22 protein-coding genes are annotated in these 21,651 nt (G+C 71.4%); 13 read left to right on the top strand and 9 right to left on the bottom strand.

Annotation, left to right across the window (positions count from 1 at the left end; translation table 11 throughout):
- The first annotated feature begins 53 nt into the window (after positions 1-53).
- Positions 54-1,544, top strand: coding sequence for an alkaline phosphatase family protein (locus AB0878_RS04880; RefSeq protein WP_366576569.1), 1,491 nt, complete (start codon positions 54-56; stop codon positions 1,542-1,544).
- 15 nt (positions 1,545-1,559) lie between these two features.
- Here AB0878_RS04880 and AB0878_RS04875 read toward each other — a convergent pair whose 3' ends face one another.
- The 3 genes from AB0878_RS04875 to AB0878_RS04865 form a co-directional block, all read right to left on the bottom strand.
- Complete coding sequence (locus AB0878_RS04875) at positions 1,560-1,958, bottom strand: nuclear transport factor 2 family protein (RefSeq protein WP_366576567.1); 399 nt, start codon at positions 1,956-1,958, stop codon at positions 1,560-1,562.
- A gap of 404 nt (positions 1,959-2,362) precedes the next feature.
- Positions 2,363-2,923 (bottom strand): CHAP domain-containing protein, encoded by a 561-nt coding sequence (locus AB0878_RS04870; protein WP_366576565.1) that lies wholly within the window; start codon positions 2,921-2,923, stop codon positions 2,363-2,365.
- A 157-nt stretch (positions 2,924-3,080) separates the two neighbouring features.
- Entirely contained in the window at positions 3,081-3,968 is an 888-nt protein-coding gene (locus tag AB0878_RS04865; protein WP_366576563.1) for an XRE family transcriptional regulator, read from the bottom strand.
- 143 nt (positions 3,969-4,111) lie between these two features.
- On the opposite strand from AB0878_RS04865, the gene AB0878_RS04860 reads away from it, so the two are divergent.
- The gene (locus AB0878_RS04860) at positions 4,112-5,074 is read left to right on the top strand and encodes a DUF3152 domain-containing protein (RefSeq protein WP_366576561.1); all 963 of its coding nucleotides are present in this window, start codon (positions 4,112-4,114) and stop codon (positions 5,072-5,074) included.
- 62 nt (positions 5,075-5,136) lie between these two features.
- Here the strand turns inward: AB0878_RS04860 and AB0878_RS04855 are convergent, their stop codons facing one another.
- Entirely contained in the window at positions 5,137-5,976 is an 840-nt protein-coding gene (locus AB0878_RS04855; protein WP_366576559.1) for a sigma-70 family RNA polymerase sigma factor, read from the bottom strand.
- Positions 5,977-6,051: 75 nt separating this feature from the next.
- Between AB0878_RS04855 and AB0878_RS04850 the strand changes: the two genes are divergently transcribed.
- Positions 6,052-6,705: an NAD(P)H-dependent oxidoreductase gene (locus AB0878_RS04850; RefSeq protein WP_366576557.1), complete on the top strand. Its 654-nt coding sequence runs from the start codon at positions 6,052-6,054 to the stop codon at positions 6,703-6,705.
- Between the two features lie 64 nt (positions 6,706-6,769).
- Here the strand turns inward: AB0878_RS04850 and AB0878_RS04845 are convergent, their stop codons facing one another.
- From AB0878_RS04845 to AB0878_RS04835, 3 genes are all read right to left on the bottom strand, one after another.
- A complete protein-coding gene (locus AB0878_RS04845; protein ID WP_366576555.1) occupies positions 6,770-9,427 on the bottom strand; it encodes an exo 1,3/1,4-beta-D-glucan glucohydrolase in 2,658 nt (885 codons plus the stop codon).
- A 220-nt stretch (positions 9,428-9,647) separates the two neighbouring features.
- Positions 9,648-10,571, bottom strand: coding sequence for an acetamidase/formamidase family protein (locus AB0878_RS04840; RefSeq protein ID WP_366576553.1), 924 nt, complete (start codon positions 10,569-10,571; stop codon positions 9,648-9,650).
- A gap of 236 nt (positions 10,572-10,807) precedes the next feature.
- Entirely contained in the window at positions 10,808-11,644 is an 837-nt protein-coding gene (locus AB0878_RS04835; RefSeq protein ID WP_366576551.1) for a DUF4436 family protein, read from the bottom strand.
- 83 nt (positions 11,645-11,727) lie between these two features.
- On the opposite strand from AB0878_RS04835, the gene AB0878_RS04830 reads away from it, so the two are divergent.
- From AB0878_RS04830 to AB0878_RS04815, 4 genes are read left to right on the top strand one after another with little or no spacing between them, the layout of a single operon-like run.
- On the top strand, positions 11,728-12,072 hold the full coding sequence (locus tag AB0878_RS04830; protein WP_366576549.1) for a hypothetical protein: 345 nt from the start codon (positions 11,728-11,730) through the stop codon (positions 12,070-12,072).
- Positions 12,073-12,115: 43 nt separating this feature from the next.
- Positions 12,116-13,174, top strand: a complete 1,059-nt coding sequence (locus tag AB0878_RS04825; protein ID WP_366576547.1) for an agarase — start codon at positions 12,116-12,118, stop codon at positions 13,172-13,174.
- Positions 13,167-13,724 carry a TetR/AcrR family transcriptional regulator gene (locus AB0878_RS04820; RefSeq protein WP_366576545.1) on the top strand — a complete coding sequence of 186 codons (558 nt, stop codon included), beginning with the start codon at positions 13,167-13,169 and terminating at the stop codon, positions 13,722-13,724. Before AB0878_RS04825 ends, AB0878_RS04820 begins: the two co-directional genes overlap by 8 nt.
- A 36-nt stretch (positions 13,725-13,760) precedes the next feature.
- Positions 13,761-14,507, top strand: a complete 747-nt coding sequence (locus tag AB0878_RS04815; protein ID WP_366576543.1) for a dienelactone hydrolase family protein — start codon at positions 13,761-13,763, stop codon at positions 14,505-14,507.
- A gap of 48 nt (positions 14,508-14,555) precedes the next feature.
- Here the strand turns inward: AB0878_RS04815 and AB0878_RS04810 are convergent, their stop codons facing one another.
- Positions 14,556-14,819: a GlsB/YeaQ/YmgE family stress response membrane protein gene (locus tag AB0878_RS04810; RefSeq protein WP_364058448.1), complete on the bottom strand. Its 264-nt coding sequence runs from the start codon at positions 14,817-14,819 to the stop codon at positions 14,556-14,558.
- A gap of 256 nt (positions 14,820-15,075) precedes the next feature.
- On the opposite strand from AB0878_RS04810, the gene AB0878_RS04805 reads away from it, so the two are divergent.
- The 4 genes from AB0878_RS04805 (at position 15,076) to AB0878_RS04790 (ending at position 19,690) form a co-directional block, all read left to right on the top strand.
- Positions 15,076-16,317 (top strand): carboxylate--amine ligase, encoded by a 1,242-nt coding sequence (locus AB0878_RS04805; RefSeq protein WP_366576541.1) that lies wholly within the window; start codon positions 15,076-15,078, stop codon positions 16,315-16,317.
- Between the two features lie 34 nt (positions 16,318-16,351).
- A complete protein-coding gene (locus AB0878_RS04800) occupies positions 16,352-18,373 on the top strand; it encodes a hypothetical protein (RefSeq protein ID WP_366576539.1) in 2,022 nt (673 codons plus the stop codon).
- Positions 18,374-18,441: 68 nt separating this feature from the next.
- Entirely contained in the window at positions 18,442-19,011 is a 570-nt protein-coding gene (locus tag AB0878_RS04795) for a helix-turn-helix domain-containing protein (RefSeq protein WP_366576537.1), read from the top strand.
- 82 nt (positions 19,012-19,093) lie between these two features.
- Complete coding sequence (locus tag AB0878_RS04790; protein ID WP_366576535.1) at positions 19,094-19,690, top strand: TetR/AcrR family transcriptional regulator; 597 nt, start codon at positions 19,094-19,096, stop codon at positions 19,688-19,690.
- Positions 19,691-19,705: 15 nt separating this feature from the next.
- Here the strand turns inward: AB0878_RS04790 and AB0878_RS04785 are convergent, their stop codons facing one another.
- On the bottom strand, positions 19,706-20,341 hold the full coding sequence (locus tag AB0878_RS04785) for a DUF4232 domain-containing protein (protein WP_366576533.1): 636 nt from the start codon (positions 20,339-20,341) through the stop codon (positions 19,706-19,708).
- Between the two features lie 174 nt (positions 20,342-20,515).
- Between AB0878_RS04785 and AB0878_RS04780 the strand changes: the two genes are divergently transcribed.
- Together AB0878_RS04780 and AB0878_RS04775 are read left to right on the top strand one after the other, a co-directional pair.
- Positions 20,516-20,875, top strand: coding sequence for a hypothetical protein (locus tag AB0878_RS04780; RefSeq protein WP_366576531.1), 360 nt, complete (start codon positions 20,516-20,518; stop codon positions 20,873-20,875).
- Positions 20,876-20,886: 11 nt separating this feature from the next.
- A complete protein-coding gene (locus AB0878_RS04775) occupies positions 20,887-21,534 on the top strand; it encodes a phosphate uptake regulator PhoU (RefSeq protein WP_366576529.1) in 648 nt (215 codons plus the stop codon).
- Positions 21,535-21,651: the final 117 nt, after the last annotated feature.

The raw sequence follows: 21,651 nt of genomic DNA, 5'->3' as shown, positions 1-21,651 counted from the left end.
GCGGCCGAAAGCCTGTCGGAGCTCCCACCGTGCCCGAAGCCGGAAGGATTCCGATGACCGACGCCCCGGAGAACGACAGAACCGGTCTCACCCGTCGCAGGTTGTTCGGCGCTGCCGCCGCCGGTGGCCTGGCCGCCGCCGCGTCCGTGCTGCCCCCGAACGTCCGCAGCGCGCTCGCGGCCCCGCCGCCGTCCGGCGGGCGCTTGCGCGACATCGAGCACGTCGTGCTGCTGATGCAGGAGAACCGCAGCTTCGACCACTACTTCGGCACGCTGTCCGGCGTGCGCGGCTTCGACGACCCGCACGCGCTGCGGCTGCCGGGCGGGCGTTCGGTGTTCCACCAGCCCGACCCCTCGCACCCGGACGGCTACCTGTTGCCGTACCGGCTGAACACGAAGATCACCGCGGCGCAGGCGATCCCGTCCACGAGCCACGCGTGGGGCGTGCAGCACCAGGCGTGGAACGACGGGAAGATGGACAACTGGCTGCCCGCCCACCTCGCGGCCGACGGCGCCACCAACGGTCCTTACACGATGGGCTACTTCACGCGCGAGGACATCCCGTTCCAGTACGCGCTGGCGGACGCGTTCACGATCTGCGACGCCTACCACTGCTCGGTCCTCGGCCCGACCTGGCCCAACCGCTACATGTGGCTGGCCGGCACCATCGACGCGGACGGCGAGTTCGGCGGCCCGTCGCTGGAGACGGGCAACGTGCCGGACGGGCACTTCACGTTCAAGACCTACCCCGAGCGCCTCACGGAAGCCGGGGTGAGCTGGAAGGTCTACCACTCGCCGGGCGGCGCGACCGGGCTCCCGCCGTTCAACGCGATCAAGGCCTACGCCGACGCGCAGCCGGGTTCGCCCCTCTACGAGCAGGCGATCAAGCCGTCGCCCCTCGGCCAGTTCGAGTACGACGCGCTGCACGACCAGCTGCCCACCGTCAGCTGGCTTCTGCCGCCGAGCGCCGCCGACGAGCACCCCGCCCACCTGCCGGCCGCGGGCGCCCAGTTCGTCGCCGGCAAGATCGACGCGATCGCCGCCAACCCGGAGGTCTGGGCCAAGACGGTGTTCATCCTGTCCTACGACGAGAACGACGGCCTGTTCGACCACGTCCTGCCGCCCACCCCGCGTCCGGGCACGCCCGGCGAGTTCGTGTCCGGCACCTCGCCCAGCGGCGTCAAGGGCGGCGGCCTGCCGACGGGACTGGGCTACCGCGTGCCGTGCATCGTCGTCTCGCCGTGGACCGCCGGCGGCTGGGTGAGCTCGGAGCTGTTCGACCACACCTCGCAGCTGCGCCTGCTGGAGAAGGTGACCGGCGTCGCCGAGCCGAACATCAGCGACTGGCGCCGCCGCACCGTCGGCGACCTGACCTCGGTCTTCCGCTTCCACGACGCGACCAAACACGCGCCGGTCCTCCCCGACACGCAGGGCCAGTACACCCTGGCCCAGTACGAGGTGGCGCAGCTGCCGAAGCCGACCGCGCCCGCCGGTGGGCAGGAAGTGCCGCACCAGGAACGCGGTCACCGCCCGCAGGTGCGCTGACCCCGGGAGTCTCGGTCAGCCGGTGACGGTGTCGCCGTGCCGGTGGGCCACGCGCCACACCCCGTGTTCGCGGCGGTAGACCTGCGTCGCCCGCAGGGTGTAGGTGCGTGGCTCACCGTTCACGGACACCGTGGTGTGCTCGAAGCCCGTGGTGTAGGCCATGTCGCCGACGACATCGCAGGCCAGCACCTCGAAGCGGAAGTCCGTGCAGTCGGAGAAGGTCTCACCCAGCGCCGTGAAGAGCCCGTCGACCTCCCGCCGCCCGCACGCATTGCGCCACGCACCCAGCACACTCACCGGCTCGGCCCGCGACCAGATCGCCCGCCGCGGCGCCGGATCTCCGTTGTGCAGCGCGAACTCCGCGTCGTGCAGCGTGGTCCCGACCCACGCCAGGAACTCGTCGCGATCGCTCATCGCCCCATCGTCCGCCGCCGCGGGCGGGAAAGCACCGGCCCGGATTTCACCCCGGGTCCCGACGTGGCCTCGGCCGGACGGCGGGAAGGCGCCGGCCGGCTTGGGGAAACGCACGCAGAAACATGTGTTGCCGGGCCAACTGAGTGAACCACGTTCGACGCCAAGCCCCGCCGCCAACCGGCGCGCCGTGGCCGACGGGCGAAGGGTTGCCGGTGCGGTTGTCCACGCGCCGGACAGTGAAGTCGAGAGCCGACAAGGACCCTCCGCCGCTCCGGTACGTCGCTGGTGGGGGGAAGCGCCTAGCCCACGCCGGCTTCGGCAGGCGAGTGGGCCTCGCCCGACGCCCGACGTGGACTCGGCCGGACGGCGGGAAGGCGCCGTCCGGCCGAGGGATCGGGGAGTGCTCAGTTGTAGAAGTGGATGTAGCGGAAGTCGCCCTTGTCGAGGTCGTGGACGAGGTAGTGGCCGTCGCCGGCCCAGTTGTAGTCCTCGACGGTGACGGTGGAGCCGTGGACGCTGTCGACGACGGCGACGTGGCCGTAGCGGCCCGCGTCGGTCTGGGCGATGGAGCCGGGGGTGGGCGTGTTGTCCACGCGGTAGCCGTGTGAGCGGGCGTTGTCGTCCCAGTACTTGGCGTCGCCGTAGTTCGAGGCGCTCTCGCCGTGGCGGTCGATGGTGAACGCGGCCCAGGAGACGCACTCGCGGTTGTACATGTTCCAGTCGTCGACGACTGAGTCCTGCGGGATGTTGCGCCACTTCGCGGGGTAGTTGTCGCCGATGAGGTTGACCTTCGCCGACGGTGCGAGGGTGCCGAGCCGGGCGGCCATCGACATCGGGCGGGCAGCGGCGGTCGCGGTGGCAGGCGCCGCGGGAGCGGCCAGGGCCGGCACGGCGGCCGCCGCGCCGGTGGCCGTGAGCGCGGCCGCGGCGGCGAGGGTGGTCAGGGTCCGGGTGAGACGGCGCATGGCGGTGCCTTTCCGGGGAAACGGGGAACGGGAGGACCGGGAGAATGTTGTGGCGGACGGTAACCAGCGCCGCACCGCGCGTTCCAGACCGAAGTGGACGGCCGGGGTCCGGCGCCGAAGACCCGCAGGTCGACAGCTCGTGTTCACAGAATTGGCGTCACCACGTCCAGCACGCGCCGTGGATGCCGGGCCGCGCGTCGCGGATGGCGAACGTGACGGCGTGGGTCGTGCCGACCCGCAGCGGATCGCCGGTGCGGCGGGGCCCGTCGGGGCCGCGGCGCTCGAACGAACGGACCTGCCGCGGCAGCCGCAGGCCGAACTGCACCTGGCACACGTACTCGCGCACCGGCCGCGTGAAGCGCCGCCCGTACTCCTGCGTCGGCGTGCCGGGCGGCAGCACGATCTCGTACTCGACGGCCGTGACCTCACCGGCCGCGAGCACCCGGTCGAGCAGCAGCTCGCCGGCCGTCATCCCGGTCTCGCGGTCCACCCGCACGCGCCCGACGCGCGCGAACCGCACACCCTGGTACCGCGGTTCGGCGGGCAGCGGGCCGTCGGCCTGGTGGTAGGTCATCATGCGGTCGACGCCGTCCATGGTGGCCTCCGCGACGAGCCGAACGTGCAGGGCGCGCTCGCACCCGTCGTCGTCGACGGCCACGCGGTCGTGCACCGACCAGAACGCGAGCTGCCCGTCCGGTGGCGGTTTGAGGTCCACAGTGAGCGGCCTCAGATCCGGCCACAGCCGGCGGCGCTCCACGCGGTCGGGCGGGTGGCCGAGCCAGCGCCCGCGCGGCGCTCGCGGGCCGAGCAGCGACGTGAGCGACCCGGGGGAGAGCTCCAGCACCGCTTCGAGCTGCGTCACGGCGTTCAGCGACGTTTCGCGCTCGGGCCGGGACCGGCCGCGGCGCCAGTAGGACAGGGCGGAGCGCGAGAGCGTCACGCCTCGGGTGGCGAGGTGGTGGCGGACCCGGTCGAGGGAGAGCCCGGAGTCTTCGATCGCGGCGTCGAGCGTGACCGCGAACGAGCCGGGGTGCTGCGCAGACACGCCCCCAGCATGATCAACACCCCGGTCGTGGGGAACCGACGAAAGTCGGGGTCACCGCCCGTGACCCGTCGCGCGGTCTCAACCTTTCGGCCGTCCCACCCGTTGGACCCGGAGGAAATATCGCCGGAGACCTGGGGAAGTGCGTGGCGCAGGACGAGACGCGGGCGCGGGAGCCGCTGCGCGCGTCGTGGAAACCGTTGCAGGAGCGCAGATCCGCGAAAAGGAAGAAGGGTTTCCTGCGCACGTACGGCTGGCGCCTCTACGCGCTGCCGGTCATGGTCGTGCTCACCCTGCTGGTGCTGGTGAACACCGCCACCACCTCGGTCCCGTCGACGGCGGCGCAACAGCCCGCGCCGGCAGCGGCGCCCGCCCGCGTGGAGTCCTCCGTGGACTCCGCCGAGCCGGGTGTTCCCGAGAACCCGGCGAAACCGGCCGATCCGAACGTGCCCACCGCCGACCTGCCCGCCGGCGGGCCGTACACGCAGACCGGCCAGGGAGAGTGGCACGTGATCCCCGGCTCCGGGCCGAAGATCGGCTCCGGTCGCCTCTACCGCTACACCGTCGAGGTCGAGGACGGCATCGACCCGGCGAGCTACGCCGGTGACGACAGCTTCGCCGCCGCCGTGCAGGGCATCCTGTCCGACGCGAAGAGCTGGACCGCCGACGGCAAAGTCGCGCTGCAGCGTGTGGACGCGAGCGATCCGCACCCCGACTTCCGCGTCAGCCTCTCCACCCCGGACACCACGCACCGCGCCGACGCCTGCGGGTTTTCCATCACCTACGAGGCTTCCTGCTTCCGGCGCAGCATGCACCGCGTGCTGATCAACCTCTCCCGCTGGGTCCGCGGCGCGAAGGCCTACGGCGCGAACACGACCGCCTACCGGCAATACGCGATCAACCACGAGGTCGGCCACGCGCTGGGTCACTCCCACGTCGGCTGCGGCGGCACCGGCCGGCCGGCGCCCGTGATGATGCAGCAGACCTTCGGCGTCGCCGACGACTACGTCGCCCGCCTCAACAACGTCCCGGGCGGCGACCAGGGTGCCGTACCGGCCGACCACCGCGTGTGCGTGACGAACTCCTGGCCCTTCCCCGACGGCCGCTGATCTGTATAACGCCCTATACGGCGGCCGATGAGTGCAGAGATCCGGCGCGGCACCCGGAAAGATCAAGCGAGGACGGCGACCGCCACCTTCGCGAGCCGCTCCGGATCCGCGATCACTTCGTACGCGGCAATACGCCCGGCCGTCACCGTCACCTTGAGCACGCCCGTCAGCCGGGCGTACGGCGCCAGCACCAGCCCGACCGTGCCGTCCACCAGGGCCGGCTCCGCGAGCCGCGCGCGGTCGGCGAACGCGGTGGTGCCGCGCGCAACGGCGTCGGCTCCGCGGAGGACGGCCGCCGCGCCCGGCGGCAACGCGGCCGCGTCGGCGTGCCGGACGACATCGGGGGCCAGCAGTTCGAGCAGGGCGGCCAGATCGCCGCCGCGGGCCGCGGCCAGGAACGCCTCCACGACCTGCCGGTGCGCCGCGAGGTCGGCGCCGGTCGCGGGCGTGCCGCGCACCCGCAGCCGCGCGCGGCTGGCGAGCTTCTTCGCCGTCGCGGGCGTGCGGTCCAGGATCGGGCCGACGGCGTCGAACGGCACCGAGAACAAGTCGTGCAGCACGAACGCCACGCGCTCGGCGGGCGCGAGCGTCGCCAGCACCACGAGCAGCGCCCGGCCGACCTCGTCGGCGAGCGCGACGTCCGCTTCGGGCCCCGCCACGCCGCGGTCCGGGACCTGGTCGAACGGCGTCTCCCGCCGCGCGCGCAGCACGTCGAGGCAGATCCGCGAGACGACGGTGGTCAGCCAGGCCACCAAGTTGTCGACTTCGGACGCCGACGCCAGCCGCAGCCAGGACTCCTGCACGGCGTCCTCGGCTTCGGCCGCCGAACCGAGCATCCGCCGGGCGAGCGCGCGCAGCCGGGGCCGTTCCGCTTCGAACCGGGCCGCGAGGGTTTCGCGCATCGGTCACCTTCCTCTTCGTGGTGCGTCGGGGTGGGTGAGTGAGACCGACCCGCTGGACCTGAGGAGAGGAACCGGATGACCGACATGCTAGCGCCCCTGCTGCGCATCGACTCGAGCGCCGACGGTGCGGAGTCCGTGACGCGGCGGCTGACCTCGCTGTTCGTGCGGTACTGGCGGGGCGAGGTGCGCCACCGCGACCTGGCCGCCGACCCGGTGCCACCGATCCGCGAGCCCTACGCCCGCCTCGGCCGCCGCGTCGAACGCCGGGGGACCGTGCCGCCGGCCGACATCTCCGCGCTGGCCGTCGACGAAGCCGAACGCCGCGAGTGGGCCCTGACCCTTCCGCTGGTCACGGAGCTGCGCGAAGCCGGGACCGTGCTGCTGGGCGTGCCGATGTACAACTTCTCCGTCCCCGCCGCGCTGAAGGCGTGGATCGACCGGGTGACGTTCCCCGGCGTGTTCGCGAACGCCTTGGGTGACACCAGGTTCGTGGTGATCACCGCGCGCGGCGGCGCGTACGGCCCGGGCACTCCGCGCGAAGGCTTCGACTTCCAGGAGCCCTACCTGCGCGCCTACCTCACGAACTGGGGCGTCCGTCCCGACAACCTGGCGTTCGTGCACGCGGAGCTGACGCGCGTGGGCGACATCCCGGCGCTGGCCGGCCTGGAGGATCTCTCGGAGAAATCCCTGGCCCGGGCCGAAGAGCGCATTCTCGAGCTCGTCGCATGACCGCACTCACCCGAAAACGCGGGGCGCCCGCGGGAAAACTCCCGCGAGCGCCCCGGCACTCACCTCACGTCAGATCCGAACACTTCAGCGCGTCCGGATCTTTCGCTCCGCCAGGGGACCACCTCACGTTCGCGAACGACGCCGAGAACGGCCCGTCGGTGTAGACCAGGAACGGCGTGTTGACGTTCTCGAAGTCGAGCCCGTTCGCGAAGCACGACAGCGGGATCTTCACCGTCGACTTCTGGCCCGCCGGCAGGTCCGTGAACAGCTTCGTGGCGTTGACCTCCGAGAAGCACGGGTAGACGCAGTGCATGCTCACCACGGTCCGGTTCACCGGTGGCGAGTTCACGATCACGTCGAACTCGAGCGCCCCGTCCGCGTTGGGGTATCCGCGCAGGTCGCTGGTCGCGGGGCTCTGCAGGTACAGCTGCGCCGCACCCGTGCCGGTCCACGTCGTCTTGAGGCCGTCGGCCTGCACGTTGACGTCGGCCGGGGTCACGGTGATCTCCGGGTGCTCCGCGGTGCCGTCGGGGCCGATCTCGGTGCCGCCCCAGTTCGAAGCCGAACCGATGTAGCTCTTGTACGGCGCGATGTCCGTGCGGTCGAAGATCGACAGGTCCTCGGTCGCGGTGCCCCCGCCGCCGGTCGACCCGCAGGTCGTCGGGCCCTCGGTCTCGTCGAGCTTGGCCACGGTGGCGCGCTGGCCGGTCTTGAGGCCGTAGCCCAGCGCGAACAGCGGGTCGTAGTCCGGGCTCCACGGGTTGAGCGGCGTCTGGCACGCGCTCTTCGGCCACGAGTAGGACAGCTTGCCCTGGTACCCCGTGCCGTCCTTGCCCTTGACCATCATGTCCGCGACGCCGCCGCCCTCGGTGCCGGGCAGCCAGGCCGCCACGAACGCGTCGGAACGGTTGATCTCCTTGTTCAGGTACAGCGGACGGCCGCCGACGTAGGCGGTGACGACCGGGACGCCCTTGCCGCTCACCTTGTCGAGCACGGCGAGGTCCTCGGGGTAGAGCTTCGCGGCTTCCAGCGACTTGCGCTGCAGGTCGCCCACGCCCTCGGCGTACGGCGTCTCGCCGATCACGGCGATCACGGCGTCGTAGCCGGCCGGGTCGACGTCGCCCTTCTCGCTGTAGGTCACGTTGGCGTCGCCGAGGTCTTCCTTGAGCCCGCCCAGGATCGAGGTGGCGTTGGGGAAGTCGGCGTTGGTGTTGCCCGTGCCCTGCCACGACAGGGTCCAGCCGCCGGTCTGGTTCTGGATGCTGTCGGCGCTCTTGCCGACCACCAGCACCTTCGACTTCGGCTTGAGCGGCAGCACGTTGCCGTTGTTCTTCAGCAGCGTCTGCGACTCGCGCACGGCGTCGCGGGCGAGCCACTTGTCCGTGAGCGCCTCGTCGGAGTTGGCGTACGAGCGGTCCGACGGCTTCTGCTCGTCGAGGATCCCGGCGCGCAGCTTCACGCGCAGGATGCGGGTCACGGCGTCGTCGATGCGGGCCATCGGGATCTGCCCGTCGTTGACCTGCGCGACGGTGTTGGTGATGAACGCCTTCCAGTCGGCGGGCACCATCACGAGGTCGACGCCGGCGTTGATCGCCTGCGGGCAGCTCGCGTTGGTGCAGCCGGGGACCTGGCCGATGCCGTTCCAGTCGGACACGACGAGGCCGTCGAAGCCCATCTTGCCCTTGAGGATCTGGTTCAGCGCCTTGTCGCTGCCGGTCAGCTTGCCCTCGTTGATGCCGAGGTCGGCGTTGGTCCAGCTGTTGAACGACACCATCACGGTCTGGGTGCCGGCGGCGAGCGCGCCGTAGTAGCCCTGGCCGTGGATGTTGATCATGTCGGCCTCGGACGAGGGGTTCACGCCCTGGTCCTGGCCCTTGATCGTGCCGCCGTCGCCGATGTAGTGCTTGGCGGTGGCGATCACGCCGTTGTAGGTGATGCGCTTGGTGGCGCCGTCCTGCAGGCCGTTGATGGCCTCGTAGCCGTAGGCGCGGGTGATGCGCGGGTCTTCGGAGAAGCCCTCGTACGTGCGTCCCCAGCGGTCGTCCTGCACCACGGCGAGCGTGGGCGCGAACGCCCAGTCCTGGCCCGTGGCGCGGATCTGGCGGGCGGTGGCGTTCTCGACGTCGCGCACCAGGCAGGAGTCGTGGGCGGCGCCGAGCGCGATGTTCTGCGGGAAGACGGTGGCGCCGTAGACGTTGTTGTTGCCGTGCACGGCGTCGATGCCCCAGATCACGGGGATCTTCGTGCGGCTGGTCTTCGACGCGCTCCAGTAGGCGTCGGCGAGGTTCAGCCAGTCCTGCTGGGTGGCGTGCTTGTTGCCGCCGGGCCACGAGCCGCCGCCGTTGAGCACCGAGCCGATGGCGTACTGCTTGACCTCGGCGGGGGTGATCGCGTTGATCTCGGGCTGCGTCATCTGCCCGACCTTCTCCTCCAGCGTCATGCCGGAGAGGATCTTCGCGATGCGCGCCTCGTCTTGCGGGTTCTTCTGCATCTTGCTGTCGACCTTCGGCCAGTCCGAAAGCGTCGGCAGGGTGTTCTCGATGCGGGCGCAGCCGTTCTTGTCGAGCGCGGGCTGCCCGATCTCGGGCTGCGCCGCGGCCGGGGCGGCCGGTGCGGCGGGGGCGGGCGCCGCGTTCGCGACGCCGCCCAGCAGGGTGAGGCTCGCGAGTGCGGCGAACGTGGTCCTTCGGGCCCGGGACCACCCGGGGGATCTTCTGGCCATCGACAGTCCGTTCTGCAGAGGGCGGCGGGGACGGGCCCAAAGCGGGCCTTGGCGATCCTGACCGGACAAAGAGGATGGCGTCAAGAGGTCCGGACCCTACGGAAGTCCGTTATTTCTCGACTCGAATTAAGGCGTGATCGCACGGGGGTCACGGATGGACCAGACCAGTGCGCGCCGCGGGCAGACCCGGGTGGCCGCGAAGGCAGACTTCGCCGGATCGTCAGCGGATCGCGTCGGTGGGGAGTACCGCATGCACACCCCAGGTCTGGTTGGCGACCTGGGTGACGCGCAGGTCGACCACCGGGCTCGCCAGCGCCAGCGCGGTGGGGCGGTCGAGGTCGTGGAGCGTCTGCAGCCACGTGAGCATCGCGCCGAGCGCCTCGGCGGTGGCCTCGTTGAGGTCGGTGTGGAAGCCGAACGTGACGCGCCCGGCGGGGGTCTCGGCGTGGATGCCGGGCACGGGCCGGTCGGTGGTGAGGTCGAGCGTGAGCTCGGTGGTCATCGGGCACTCGATCGCCGTGCCGCCGACCTCGCCGTCGCCCTGGGCCGCGTGCCCGTCCCCGGCGAGCAGGCGCGCGCCGGGGACCGTCACGGGCAGGTACAGCGTCGAGCCGGCCACGAGCTCGCGGCAGTCGATGTTGCCGCCGCCTTCCGGGCGTGGCGGCACGGTGGAGTGGTCGCCCGGCTCGGCCGGCGGCAGGCCGATCACGCCGAGGAACGGTGCCAGCGCCACGGTCTGGCCGCGGTCGTTGGTGCCGGTGCGCTCGCCGGCGTCGAGCTCCCACAGCAGCCGTCCGGGCGGGCCGCCGGCGACGCCGAGCTTGCGCGTGAGCCAGTTGTCCTTCGACGCCGACACGGTCCAACCCCAGTCGCCGGGCCGCAGGTCGTCCAGGTGCACGGCGAGCACGGTGCCCGGCTCCGCGCCGCGCACGGCGATCGGGCCGGTGAGGCAGTGGCCGCGGCTCGGGTCGATCATCCGCGGCCGCTGCTCGCCGGGTGTGCGCTGGCGTTCCAGGAATCCGTGGCAGTCCAGCGATCCGACCACGACCGTGTCCCCCGGGTCGACGGTCAGGACGGGCTCGGTGTCCCGGTTGAAGACGTCGATCGTGGTTTCGCGGGTCGGATCGAGGTGGTGCCGGGCCATGTGCGCGCTCCCTGGGGTCGGTGCTCGCCCCGGATCGTCGCACGGACACTCGTCCGCCGGCGCCGCCGAGTGAGAAATGCCGCCAGGCGGCCGAGGCGTTCGTCGGCTTCGCGGTGGTCGCGGCGCGTCTGGTGGTCGAGCTGCCAGGCCAGGTTCGGAGTGATCACGGTGCGCTCCCTCTTCGTCGGTCGTCAGGGGGACGACTCACGGGAGAGCGCGAAACAGACACCTCTTCGCTATCCGGTTCGACCGGCCCGTTCCACGACGGCGCCGGCGACCACCGACGCGAACACGCTCAGCGCCACGATCAGCTCTGCCCACAGGAACGCGGTGTAGTCCAGCAGCGTCCCGATCGGCGGCGAGCCCGGGGCGGCGTTGCGGAACGACGCCAGCGCGAACAGCGACGCGGCCATGAACCCGAACGCCGGCCACACCAGCCCGCGGCGGCGCGCGATGAGGTGGCGCGCCCCGAGCGCCACCGCGACGGCGATCGCCCACATCGCGAACATCATGAACAGCGCGAACACGAGCACGCTGGTCGCGCGGGTGAGGCGGATGTCGAGTCCGCCGGAGCTGTCGGAGCCGGTCACCGCGAGCCCGAACAGGCTGTCGACCTTGTCCACGGTCAGCAGCACCGGCACCGGCTTCCCGTCCTGCACGGCGGCGAACTGGATGTGGCTCTCGTAGCCGTCGAACGGGTAGTCGGTGATCGCGCCGCCCGTCAGCGCGATCGGCAGGTCGGCGCTCGCGATCCGCTCGTGGGCGGGGAACGTCTGGTCGCCGCGCAGGCTCGAGGAGTTCAGCAACGTGAGGTCACTCGCCGGCGCGAACCCGTCGTCCTCGCCCAGCCGCCCGCGCGGCACCACGAGCACCCGCAACGTCACCTCCCGCGCGACCGCGTCGACCTTCTGCACGGTGGCGTTCACGTCGATCCGGTCGGGCTCCTCGGTGCCGATGGAGTGCCACGTGTCCCCGGCCGTGCGCTCGGCCGCGTGCACCCACACCCCGGCCCCCGCCGCGACCCCGATGCCCACCAGCACGCCCGCGGCCCAGGCCACGCCCTTCCACCTCATGGCGGTGATGGTGACACCACCGGTGCCGGCCCGCCCCTCCGCTCACGCAGGCGGGTGACTGGTCGTTGCGCATGATGTGCTGCATGACGCGGTGGATTCGCTACCCCTGGAGCGACGAAGACCTGATCGGTTTCATCGAATTCGGCGACGACGGCTGGGCGATCCGGCACGTCGAGCTCCAAGGGCCTGACCGGCGGCCGGTGACAGCGGCGACCCTCGACGAGGTGCTGCACATCCGCGACCACGGCGATCTCGGTGACATGCAGGCGTATGAGCGCCAGTACGGCGTTCTGGCCGAGGGGGACGTACGGGGCTGGCGCGAGGCAGATCAGGTCGTCGAGATCTCCGGTGTCGAGTTCGAACGAGTGTGGGTGCCTGCTCGTCGTGCTCTGGACCAGGCCGGCCCCTTCGCTCACGCAGGCGGGTGACCCCGGGCGACAGGGGAGACGAACCGGTTCGTATCCTCACCGCATGGCGTTCTTCTCAGTGACCCGCCACGGGCGGTGGACGTTCGTCGGGCCGGGCGGCGAGCCGTTCGTGTCGATCGGGGTCGCGCACGCGCACGACACGAACCTCCGATACGCGCACAACCGGGACATCTGGCGCACGCGCTACGGCGGCTCGCGCGAGAAGTGGCTTCGCGACGGTCTGGGCGCGGACCTGCGCGCCTGGGGGTTCACGACGGTGGGTTCGACGGCGGAGTACATCAGCGGCACCGGGCTCGGCGTGACCGGCACGGTCGTCGATCTGGGGCACGCCGAGGACCTGCCGGGCGCGGACGTCGCGCAGGCCGGGTTGCCGTACGTGCAGGCGTTGCGGGTCGCGGAGATCGAGTCGTGGAACGGGCATCCGGCCTACCGTGACCCGCGCTCGCCCGCGTTCGCGGAGCACTGCGACCACCTGGCGCGCACGCTGTGCCGGCCGGAGGACCCGTTGCTGCTCGGGTACTTCCTCGTCGACGGGCCGGCCTGGGCCCGCCACCCGACGGGCGCGGGCTGGCCCGGCCCGCTCGCCGAAGCCGCGGAGGCCTACTACGCCACCGCCACCGCGGCGATCCGCCGCCACGACCCGGACCACCTCATCCTCGGCGACCGTTTCGGCACGAAAGCCGGCGCACCGGACGAAGTTCTCGACGCGGCCGCGAAGCACGTCGATGTCCTGTCCGTGCAGACCTTCCCCGGCCCGGGCGCGCTCGACACGGCGCTGGAGACGCTCGACCGCTGGCACCGCAGGACCGGCCTGCCGGTGCTCGTCGCCGACACCGGCAACTGGTGCCTGACCCGCCTGAGCCCGCACCGCATCGGCAGCATGCGCGACCAGGCCGACCGCGCCGCCGGGTACGTCCGCACCGCGGAGGCGTTCGCCGCGCTGGACTGGTGCCTGGGCTGGCACTGGTGCGCCTACGTCGAGAACCCCCAGCGCGGCTGGGGCCTCAAGGATCCGTGGGACGAACCGTACGAAGACCTCGTCGGCCCCATCGCCGAGGTCAACCGGCGCGTGGCCGCCACCTGGGCGGTGCGCGGTGCCTGACGCCACCCGCCGCAACCCCCAGACCCACCGCGCGATCCTCGACGCCGCCTGGGACCTCACCGCCGCCGGCGGCTGGGCCGCGGTCAGCGTGGACGCCATCGCCGCGCGCGCCGGCGTCGGGAAGCGCACCGTGTACCGCTGGTGGCCGAGCAAGGCCGCGGTGGTGCTCGAAGCCTTCCTCGACCACGCCCGCGCCAACCCCGTCACCACGCGCGCCACCACCGCCGAAGGCCTGCTGCGCGCCCACGCGCGCCACTTCGCCGACCTCTACGTGGACACGGTGCTGGGCCGCGTCTTCACCGGCCTGCTCGGCGCCGCGCAACAGGACCCCGACCTCGCCGCCCGCCTCGACGAGCACTGGTTCGAGCCCCGCCGTGCTCCCGTCCGCGCCGCGGTGCGCGAGGTCGTCGGCCCGGACGTCGACGTGGAGCTGCTGCTGGACTTGGTCTTCGCGCCCCTGCACTACCGCCTCCTCACCGGCCGCCGCCCGCTCGACCACACCTACGCGGACGCCGTCGTGACCTCGGTCGTGCGCGGGGTACTAGGTTGACGATCGAGAGCCAGCAAGCTGATCGACAGGAGTGACATGCGCAAGGAGAAGGTGGACGTCCCGGCCGCAGACGGGGTCGCCGACTCGTACCTGGTCGTTCCGGACGGCGGGCCGCACCCCGGGGTGCTGCTGTTCATCGACGCGTTCGGGTTGCGGCCGCGGATCGAGGAGATGGCGGAGCGCATCGCGGAGGCCGGTTACGCCGTGCTCGCCCCGAACCTGCTCTACCGCGGCGGCCGGGCGCCGCAGATCGACGTGGCGGAACTGGGCGATCCGGACAAGCGGGGCGAGATCTTCGGCAAGATCATGCCGCAGATCCAGGCCCTGGGCACGGACAACGCGATCCAGCGTGACGCGGAGAAGTACCTCGACTTCTTCGCGGCGCAGGAAGGGGTCGCCCAGGGCCCGGTCGTGATCACGGGCTACTGCATGGGCGGCACCAACGCCCTGCGCGTGATCGAGGCGTTCCCCGAGCGCGTCAAGGCGATCGCCGCGTTCCACGCGGGCGGGGTGGTCACGGACGCGCCCGACAGCGCGCACCTGGGCGTCGGCTCGATCACCGGCGAGGTGTACTTCGGGCACGCCGACCAGGACCACTCGATGTCGGCCGAGCAGATCAAGACGCTGGAGGCCGCGCTCGACGAGGCCGGGGTCACCTACCGCTCGGAGGTCTACGAGGGCGCGACCCACGGGTACACCATGACCGACACGGCGGCTTACGACGAGGCCGGCGAGAAGCGGCACTGGGAGAACCTGTTCGCGCTGCTGGAACGCGTGAAGTGACCCACCGGCGGGGCGGCTCTCCGAACAGAGAAGCCGCCCCGCCGCCGGTCAGTCCCGGCTGCGGTGGAAGATCATCCGGTACGCGACGAGGATGATCAGTGCGCCGAGGATGGCCAGGCCCCACGTGCGCAGGTCGAAGAACGTGCCGAGCTGCACGTGGAAGAGCGTCTTGCCGACCCAGCCGCCCACGAACGCGCCGCCGATGCCGAGCAGGATCGTGATGATGCAGCCGCCGGGGTCCTTGCCCGGCATGAGCGCCTTCGCGATCAGCCCCGCGATCAGGCCCAGCACGATCCAGCTGATGATTCCCATGACTGTCCTCCCGGCCGCGGTGCGGCGTCGAGCTCCGGCGCTAACCGCGCGTTCTTGAGCGCACAGGATGGCAGGCACCCGAACGGGTGGCGCGGCGAGCGGACCGGACGTGACCTGGATCTCATCGGGCCGCGGGATCGGGAGTATCCACAATGGACCTGCGGCCCGCTCGATCGGCGGGGGGCGCGGACATCTGGGACCGTGGAGGTACAGACCCCGTCCGATCCCACGTACGCGCCGAACAGAGGAGCGGTCCATGGCCCAGCCCGCACCGGTCACCAAGAATCCCGACAAAGGATATCTGGCCGTGCTCGGCTGGAGTCTCAACGCGGTCGAGGCGCTCGACCGCTTCGACCGCCGTTACGTGGTCGTCGCGCCCGACTGGGCCGAGGAGTACTGCGCCGAGCACGACATCCCGTACCTGCCGTGGAACTTCGAGAGACTCAACGACCGGTCGATGGAGATCGCCGAAACCCTGAAGCAGGAGGGGGTCGACGTCGCCATCCCGCTGTTCGAGGAGACGGTGGAGTGGGCCGGCGCGATCAACTCCGTGCTGATGGACAACCCGCGCCTGTTCGGTCAGGCGATGTTGTTGCGGGACAAGGCTTTGATGAAACGCCGCGCGCAGCTGGGCGGGATCCGCGTCGGCATCTTCGAAGAGGCCCACGCGCGTGACGACGTGGTGCGGTTCCTCAAGCGCGTCAACCAGACGCTGCTCAAGCTCGACGGCGACCCCAACGACCCGATCCACCTCAAGGCGTTCGACAAGGCCGGCTGCCTGGGCCACCGCGTGATCCGCACCCCCGACGAGATCGACATGATCCCGGAGGAGGAGTTCCCCGTCCTCATGGAATCCCACCTCGACGGCTGGGAGTTCGCCGTGGAGGCGTGGATCCACGGCGGGAAGATCAAGTTCCTCAACATCTCCGAGTACGTCACGCTCGGGTACTCGGTGTTCGTGCCCGCGACGCCGGAGCTGGAGCGCTACCGGCCGCAGATCACCGCGCAGATCGAGAAGCTCGTGAAGACCTTCGACATCGAGTTCGGGTTCGTGCACCCCGAGTACTTCGTGACCAGCGACGGCGAGATGTACTTCGGCGAAGTCGCCTACCGCCCGCCGGGTTTCAAGGTGTTCGAGCTGCTCGAACGCGCCTACGGCTTCAACGCCTACCAGGCGCTGGCGCTCGCGTTCGACCCGAAGACGACCGAGGAGGAGATCGACGCGTTCTTCCCGCGCGAGGTCGTCGACGCGACCGGTGTCGCCGGCTGCTTCGGGGTCTACCCTCGGCGGCGGGTCGTCAGCGAGCTGCGGATCCCGGAAGAGACCGAAGACGACGACTACTACGAGTCCCACGACCTGTCGGCACCGCTGGAGGAGACGGTGACCAAGCGGACCGCGTTCGGCACCCACTGGGGACTGCTGTACTTCTTCGGTGACGACGCCTACCGGATGCGCGAAACGCTGAAGAAGCAGGAAGAGCTCGACTTCTACGTCTGAGAACCAGGCGGGAGAGCCGACCGGGGTAACACCAGTGAATCCGAACGCCGACAGCACGGGCGGTACCACCCTCGCCAAACGGGTGGCTTCGCTCGACGACGCCGTCCAGGCCATGGCCGAGACGCGCGATTTCGGCAAGCACGCCAAGCTGCGGCGGGTGCTGGAGGCCCTGCGGCGCGTGCTGCTGCAGCCCGGCGGGGCCGCTGCCGTCCAGGCCCGCGCGCAGGCGCTGGACGAAGCCGGGCTTTACCTGGGCACCGACTGGGCCTCGCCGGAGATCCTGTTGCCGGCGCTGGTCGGCGCCGGGCTGCACAGCGGCGAAGCGGACACGGTCGTGATCGAGGCGGCGAGCGAGCTGCGCATGCTCGCCGTCGCGCTGGGGGAGTACGAGCACCCGACGCTGTCCGCGGAGGACGCCCGCGGGTTCCTCTCGCAGGTCCTGGCGATGAACCTGGAGCTGCTGTTCACCCCGCCCACCGAGGCCGAGCGGGCGCACGAGGGCCGGACCGCGCAGCTCATCCGCGCGCTGTTCCGCCACCTCGCCGACGGGATCGGCTACGCCAGCGTGCTCGACAAGCTCGTCGAGGAGATCTGGCGGATCCTGCGCCAGCGGCCGATCCAGGTCGAGCAGGTGCAGTCGCTGATCACGCGGATCTCCGTCTACCGCGGGGATCCCGAGGTGGACCTGGGCCCGAACTCCGGGCAGGGGCTCGACCGGCTCATCACGAGCCTGTTCGGCACCACCGAGGCGTGCCGCGAGGACCCGGGCTTCGAGGTCTTCCGCGCGCGGCTGGAGGCGATGGACGCCGGCGGCCTGCAGTACGAGGCGTCCGGCTTCGCACGGGCGATGCACGACACCGGGCTCGTTTCGCCGTACCACGCCGAGTTGCTGCGGTTCGTGCGCAACGAGGGCGACTACCTCGTCGCGGAGGCGCTCGGGCTGTCCGACACCGGGCGCAACTGCCTGCTGCGCTACCGCGATCTGGTGCACCAGCTCATCGAGGAGGCCGTGCACCCGGAGACCGCGCAGTGCGTCTACGGTCTCGCGCTGCTGCTCGACCGCGGCATCCTGCACGAGCCGCCCGTGGTGCCCGCGTTGTGGCGCCAGCTGGCGCTCACCCTCGGCCCGGTCGCGCGCGAGCGGCTCACGGCCGTGTTCGGCCCCGCGCCCGACGCGAAGGCGCGCCTGACCGCCGGCGTGCTGTCGATGCTCGGGCTGCCGCTCGGCGTCGGGCAGGGCGACAACCCGACCTGCCAGTCGGCCCGCGCGCTGTCGATGTGGGCGGGCAACGACCCGGACTACCTGCTGCAGATGGTCGTGTGGGCGGCGCGCGACGACGAGATCACCATGCACTTCGAGGGCCAGCCGATCTCGTCGCGCGAAAGCGAGGGCGGCGTCGCGCGCAAGCTGCCCGTGGACCTGGACCCGGTGTCGCTGCTCGTGGTGCCCCACCTCGACCGCATCTACGCCGAGATGGGCCGGCGCTGCGTCGACCGCCCCGGTGACCCGCACCGCTGGGTCAACCCCGAGTTCCACGGCTGGTGGGCGTTCCGCGGCTTCCGCATCAACGTCGACGTCGCCACCGGGAACCTCATCGACCTCGACGAGTTCCTGCGGGCCTTCCACGCCAGCTACCACCCGGCCTACAACGGCGACCAGCCGCTGATCCACCCGCAGCCGGCCGGCGTCGCCGTCACGGACAGCGCCGCGCGCTACGTCGGCTGGCACGCGATCACGATCCTGCGCGTCGCGCCCGACCCGCAGGACGTGATGCGCGTGTACTTCTTCAACCCCAACAACGACAGCGGCCAGGACTGGGGCGACGGCGTGGTCGTCTCCACCGCCGGCAACGGCGAACGCTTCGGCGAGGCGTCGCTGCCGTTCGACCAGTTCGCCTCGCGGCTCTACCTCTTCCACGTCGACCCGCTCGAACACGGCGAGCCGGAGAAGGTGCCGGCCGAGGACGTCGAGCGCATCGGCGGGTACATCGAACGCAGCTGGGGCGCCGACCGGCTGCCGGCGGGGAGCTTCCAGGCCGCGCCGCCGCCGCACTGAGCCGCCGCCCGCGTGGCATCATGGACAGGCGGAACAGTGTTCCGTTCAGGTCGATGAGGAGAGCTGTGGTGAACGAGGAGCCCGTCGCGCGGACGAAGCGGGCGGACGCGCGGCGCAACGAGGAGTCGCTGCTGGCCGCGGCGGCCGCGGTGTTCGTCGCGTCCGGGGTCGACGCGCCGGTGCGCGACATCGCGGCGAAGGCCGGGGTCGGGATGGGCACGATCTACCGCCACTTCCCGACGCGGGCGGAGCTGATCGTCGCCGTGTACCGGCACCAGATCGAGGCGTGCGCGGAGGCCGGGCCGCGGCTGCTCGAGAGCGGCCCGACGCCGCACGCCGCGCTGGGGCGCTGGATCGAGCTGTTCGTCGACTTCCTCGTGACCAAGCACGGGCTCGCCGGCGCCATGCAGTCCGACCAGGCCGGGTTCGAGGCGCTGCACTCGTTGTTCCTCGACCGCCTGATGCCGGTGTGCGCGCAGCTGCTCACCGCGGCGGCCGAGGCCGGGGAGATCCGCGGCGACGTCGAGGCCTACGAGCTGATGCGCGGCGTCGGCAACCTGTGCATCGGCGCGGAGAACGACGACCGCTACGACGCGCGCCGCCTGGTGTCGCTGCTGGTCGCGGGACTGCACACGTAATCCCGCGCCGTCGGCTGGACCGGCCCGGCGCCCGGCGCTACGCTCCGCGTGGCCCGAGTCCGGCCGATGCGGAAAGGTGCAGATGACTGCGTCGACGACGATCCCGCACCGGGAGAAGCTGCTGCGCGAGGGCATGCGCCGGCTCTACGTCCACGGCTTCCACGGCACCACGATCGACGCGATCCTCGAGGGCGCCGGGGTGCCGAAGGGCTCGTTCTACCACCACTTCGGCTCGAAGGAAGGCTTCGCGAAGCAGGTGCTCGCGCGGTACGTGCAGTTCCAGCTCGACCAGCTCGGCGAGTGGAGCGGCCGCGCGGACCTGACCACACCCGCTGTGCTTTCGGGCTACTTCCGGGCGATGGCCGACCGGTTCATCGCGTCCGGGCACCGGGACGCCTGCCTGGCGGGCAAGCTGGCCACGGAGCTGTGCGCGGACCACGAGGTGTTCCGCGCACAGCTGGCCGAGGACCTGGGTGTCTGGAAAGGACGGATCGCCGAGCTGCTGCGGCAAGGGCAGCGGCGCGGTGACGTGCGGGCGGACCAGCCGGCCGAGACGCTCGCCGACGCCGTGCTCGCGTTGCTGCAAGGCGCTTTTGTCGTCGCGCTGGCTTCACGCGACGACGCGTTGCTGGCCTCGGTGGGCACGGCGCTGGAGCTGCTGGTCGCGCCGCCCGGTTGACCGTCCGTTGTGGACTCAGAAGACGAGCACGCCCTGCGCGGCGGGCTGCAGTGTGCCGACCTCCACGGACTTGATCGGGAACTGGGGCACCTGAACGGTTTGCCCGTCGAGGCCGATGAGGTCGATGTTCGTGGTTCCCGTGGTGCCGGGCGGGGTCGCCTCGAAGTTGCTCGCCACGAAGGCGTCGGGGTCGGCCTTGTCGCCGAGCGTCCACTTCACGCCGGCGAACGCGGTCGTGCCGGGCTTGAGTGTGACGGCGGTGGCCGCACCCGGGATCTCGACGTCGTGGATCGGGAAGCCGAGCGGTGAGCCGTCGGCGCCGAGGAACCGCAGCTTCGGCCAGCCCTTGAGGGTCACGGTGGTCTTGCCGCGGTTCTCGAGCGTCAGCAGGGCGACGTTCTGGTCGGGCTGCAGGGTGAGCTCCGCGTGGAACGTCTCGGCCGAGGCGGCCTTCTGAACAGGCGGTTTCGCGGATGTCGACGGGGCCTGCGGCGGGGCCGCAACCGTGGCGGGCGCGCTCGCCGACGCCGTGGCGTTGCGGGCGACGAGCGAGTCGGGCGAGGCCGAGCCACCCGTCGAACCGCTGCACGCGGTGAGGGACACGGCGAGCGCGGCGAAGGAGACGACGGTGGCCACGGTGGTGACGCGCATGGGACACGAACCCTTTCTCGAAGTGCCGGATCGTCCGCCCGGCTCACCGCCCATCACGGACGCCGGCGGAATCCGGTTCAGTGCAACGGTTTCCGGGCCTGTGACCAGGTGCGACGCGCCGGTGGACCAGGGCCGGGAACCAGGCGCGCGCGAATGCGCCTACGCTCTGGGGTCATGGCGGATCGCGCGCTGTGCCTGGAGCCACTGGAGCTGTCCGGGCGGGAACGATCGGTCCTGCGGAGTGTTGCGGTCCGCGGGGCGTCCTCGTCGTTGTACTGCGAGCTCGAGGCAGGACACGGCCACGAGCACGTCGCGGGCGTCCGCGGTGACGGGCCCGGCGGCCCGAGGTGGTGGTTGCGGTGGTGGCCCGGCCGGCGTGTGCTGGAGGCCCGCGCGGAGTGCGGCGCGCTCGCCGAAGACGGCGCGGTGTGCCGTGTGCCCGGGGGCCACGAGGGCGGTCACACGTCCGAGCTCGTGGATCTCGAGCACGTCGAGGAACTGGCCGACACAGCGCGGTCGGCCGGACCTCGGTAGAGTCGCACTTCATGCGCGAAGGCTTCAAGGACGACCTCGACCGGCTCGACGAACGGCTCGCCGGGATGGGTGACGCCGCGGCCGCGGCGATGCGGTCCGCGACCCGCGCGTTGCTGACCGCGGACCTCGCGCTCGCCGAGCAGGTCATCGGCGCCGACTCCGACCTCGACGATCAGCGCGCCGAATGCGAGGAAGAGGCGTACTCGCTGCTCGCCCTCCAGGCCCCCGTCGCCGGCGACCTGCGTGGCGTGCTCGCGGTGGTGTACTGCGCCGAGAAGATCGAGCGGATGGGTGACCTCGCGGCCCACATCGCCAGCACCGCCCGGCGCAGCCACCCGGAGCGCACCGTTCCCGCCGACCTGGAGCCCGTCTTCGCCGAACTGGGCGACGTCACCGCCCGCATGGCCGACCGCCTCACCCAGTTCATCCGCGGCGGCGGCGTCGAGGGCGGCTACGCGGAGCTCAGCCGCTCCGACGAAACCGTCGACGCCCTCCACGCCCGCGTGCTCGCCACCATCACCTCCGCCAAGTGGACCCACGGCCAGCGCACCGCCGTCGCCGCCACCCTGCTCACCCGCTTCTACGAACGCTTCGCCGACCAGACCGTGTCGGTCGCCAAGCGCCTCGAATTCGCCGCGACGGGCGCTTTGCCGGGCTGAGCCTGCCCGTCGGATTCCTCGGGCTGGGCTTGATCGCGGTAGCCGCCTGCTTGCCGCCGTTTCGGTGAGCGCCTTGCCGACGCGGCTGTGTCGCCCGCCCGCTCGGAATTCGCGGCG

This window comes from Amycolatopsis sp. NPDC047767 (genome assembly GCF_040704195.1).
In the GTDB taxonomy this organism is placed as follows: Bacteria; Actinomycetota; Actinomycetes; order Mycobacteriales; family Pseudonocardiaceae; genus Amycolatopsis.
This window is presented reverse-complemented; position numbering and strand designations above follow the sequence as displayed.

Excerpts from the sequence above, each read along its gene's own strand:
- AB0878_RS04880 (WP_366576569.1), top strand. The coding sequence starts at position 54 with ATGACCGACGCCCCGGAGAACGACAGAACCGGTCTCACCCGTCGCAGG.
- AB0878_RS04830 (WP_366576549.1), top strand. The coding sequence starts at position 11,728 with ATGACGCGGTGGATTCGCTACCCCTGGAGCGACGAAGACCTGATCGGT.
- AB0878_RS04850 (WP_366576557.1), top strand. The coding sequence starts at position 6,052 with ATGACCGACATGCTAGCGCCCCTGCTGCGCATCGACTCGAGCGCCGAC.
- AB0878_RS04870 (WP_366576565.1), bottom strand. The coding sequence starts at position 2,923 with ATGCGCCGTCTCACCCGGACCCTGACCACCCTCGCCGCCGCGGCCGCG.
- AB0878_RS04835 (WP_366576551.1), bottom strand. The coding sequence starts at position 11,644 with ATGAGGTGGAAGGGCGTGGCCTGGGCCGCGGGCGTGCTGGTGGGCATC.
- AB0878_RS04845 (WP_366576555.1), bottom strand. The coding sequence starts at position 9,427 with ATGGCCAGAAGATCCCCCGGGTGGTCCCGGGCCCGAAGGACCACGTTC.
- AB0878_RS04780 (WP_366576531.1), top strand. The coding sequence starts at position 20,516 with ATGGCGGATCGCGCGCTGTGCCTGGAGCCACTGGAGCTGTCCGGGCGG.
- AB0878_RS04785 (WP_366576533.1), bottom strand. The coding sequence starts at position 20,341 with ATGCGCGTCACCACCGTGGCCACCGTCGTCTCCTTCGCCGCGCTCGCC.
- AB0878_RS04815 (WP_366576543.1), top strand. The coding sequence starts at position 13,761 with ATGCGCAAGGAGAAGGTGGACGTCCCGGCCGCAGACGGGGTCGCCGAC.
- AB0878_RS04805 (WP_366576541.1), top strand. The coding sequence starts at position 15,076 with ATGGCCCAGCCCGCACCGGTCACCAAGAATCCCGACAAAGGATATCTG.
- AB0878_RS04810 (WP_364058448.1), bottom strand. The coding sequence starts at position 14,819 with ATGGGAATCATCAGCTGGATCGTGCTGGGCCTGATCGCGGGGCTGATC.
- AB0878_RS04775 (WP_366576529.1), top strand. The coding sequence starts at position 20,887 with ATGCGCGAAGGCTTCAAGGACGACCTCGACCGGCTCGACGAACGGCTC.
- AB0878_RS04855 (WP_366576559.1), bottom strand. The coding sequence starts at position 5,976 with ATGCGCGAAACCCTCGCGGCCCGGTTCGAAGCGGAACGGCCCCGGCTG.
- AB0878_RS04840 (WP_366576553.1), bottom strand. The coding sequence starts at position 10,571 with ATGGCCCGGCACCACCTCGATCCGACCCGCGAAACCACGATCGACGTC.
- AB0878_RS04825 (WP_366576547.1), top strand. The coding sequence starts at position 12,116 with ATGGCGTTCTTCTCAGTGACCCGCCACGGGCGGTGGACGTTCGTCGGG.
- AB0878_RS04790 (WP_366576535.1), top strand. The coding sequence starts at position 19,094 with ATGACTGCGTCGACGACGATCCCGCACCGGGAGAAGCTGCTGCGCGAG.
- AB0878_RS04875 (WP_366576567.1), bottom strand. The coding sequence starts at position 1,958 with ATGAGCGATCGCGACGAGTTCCTGGCGTGGGTCGGGACCACGCTGCAC.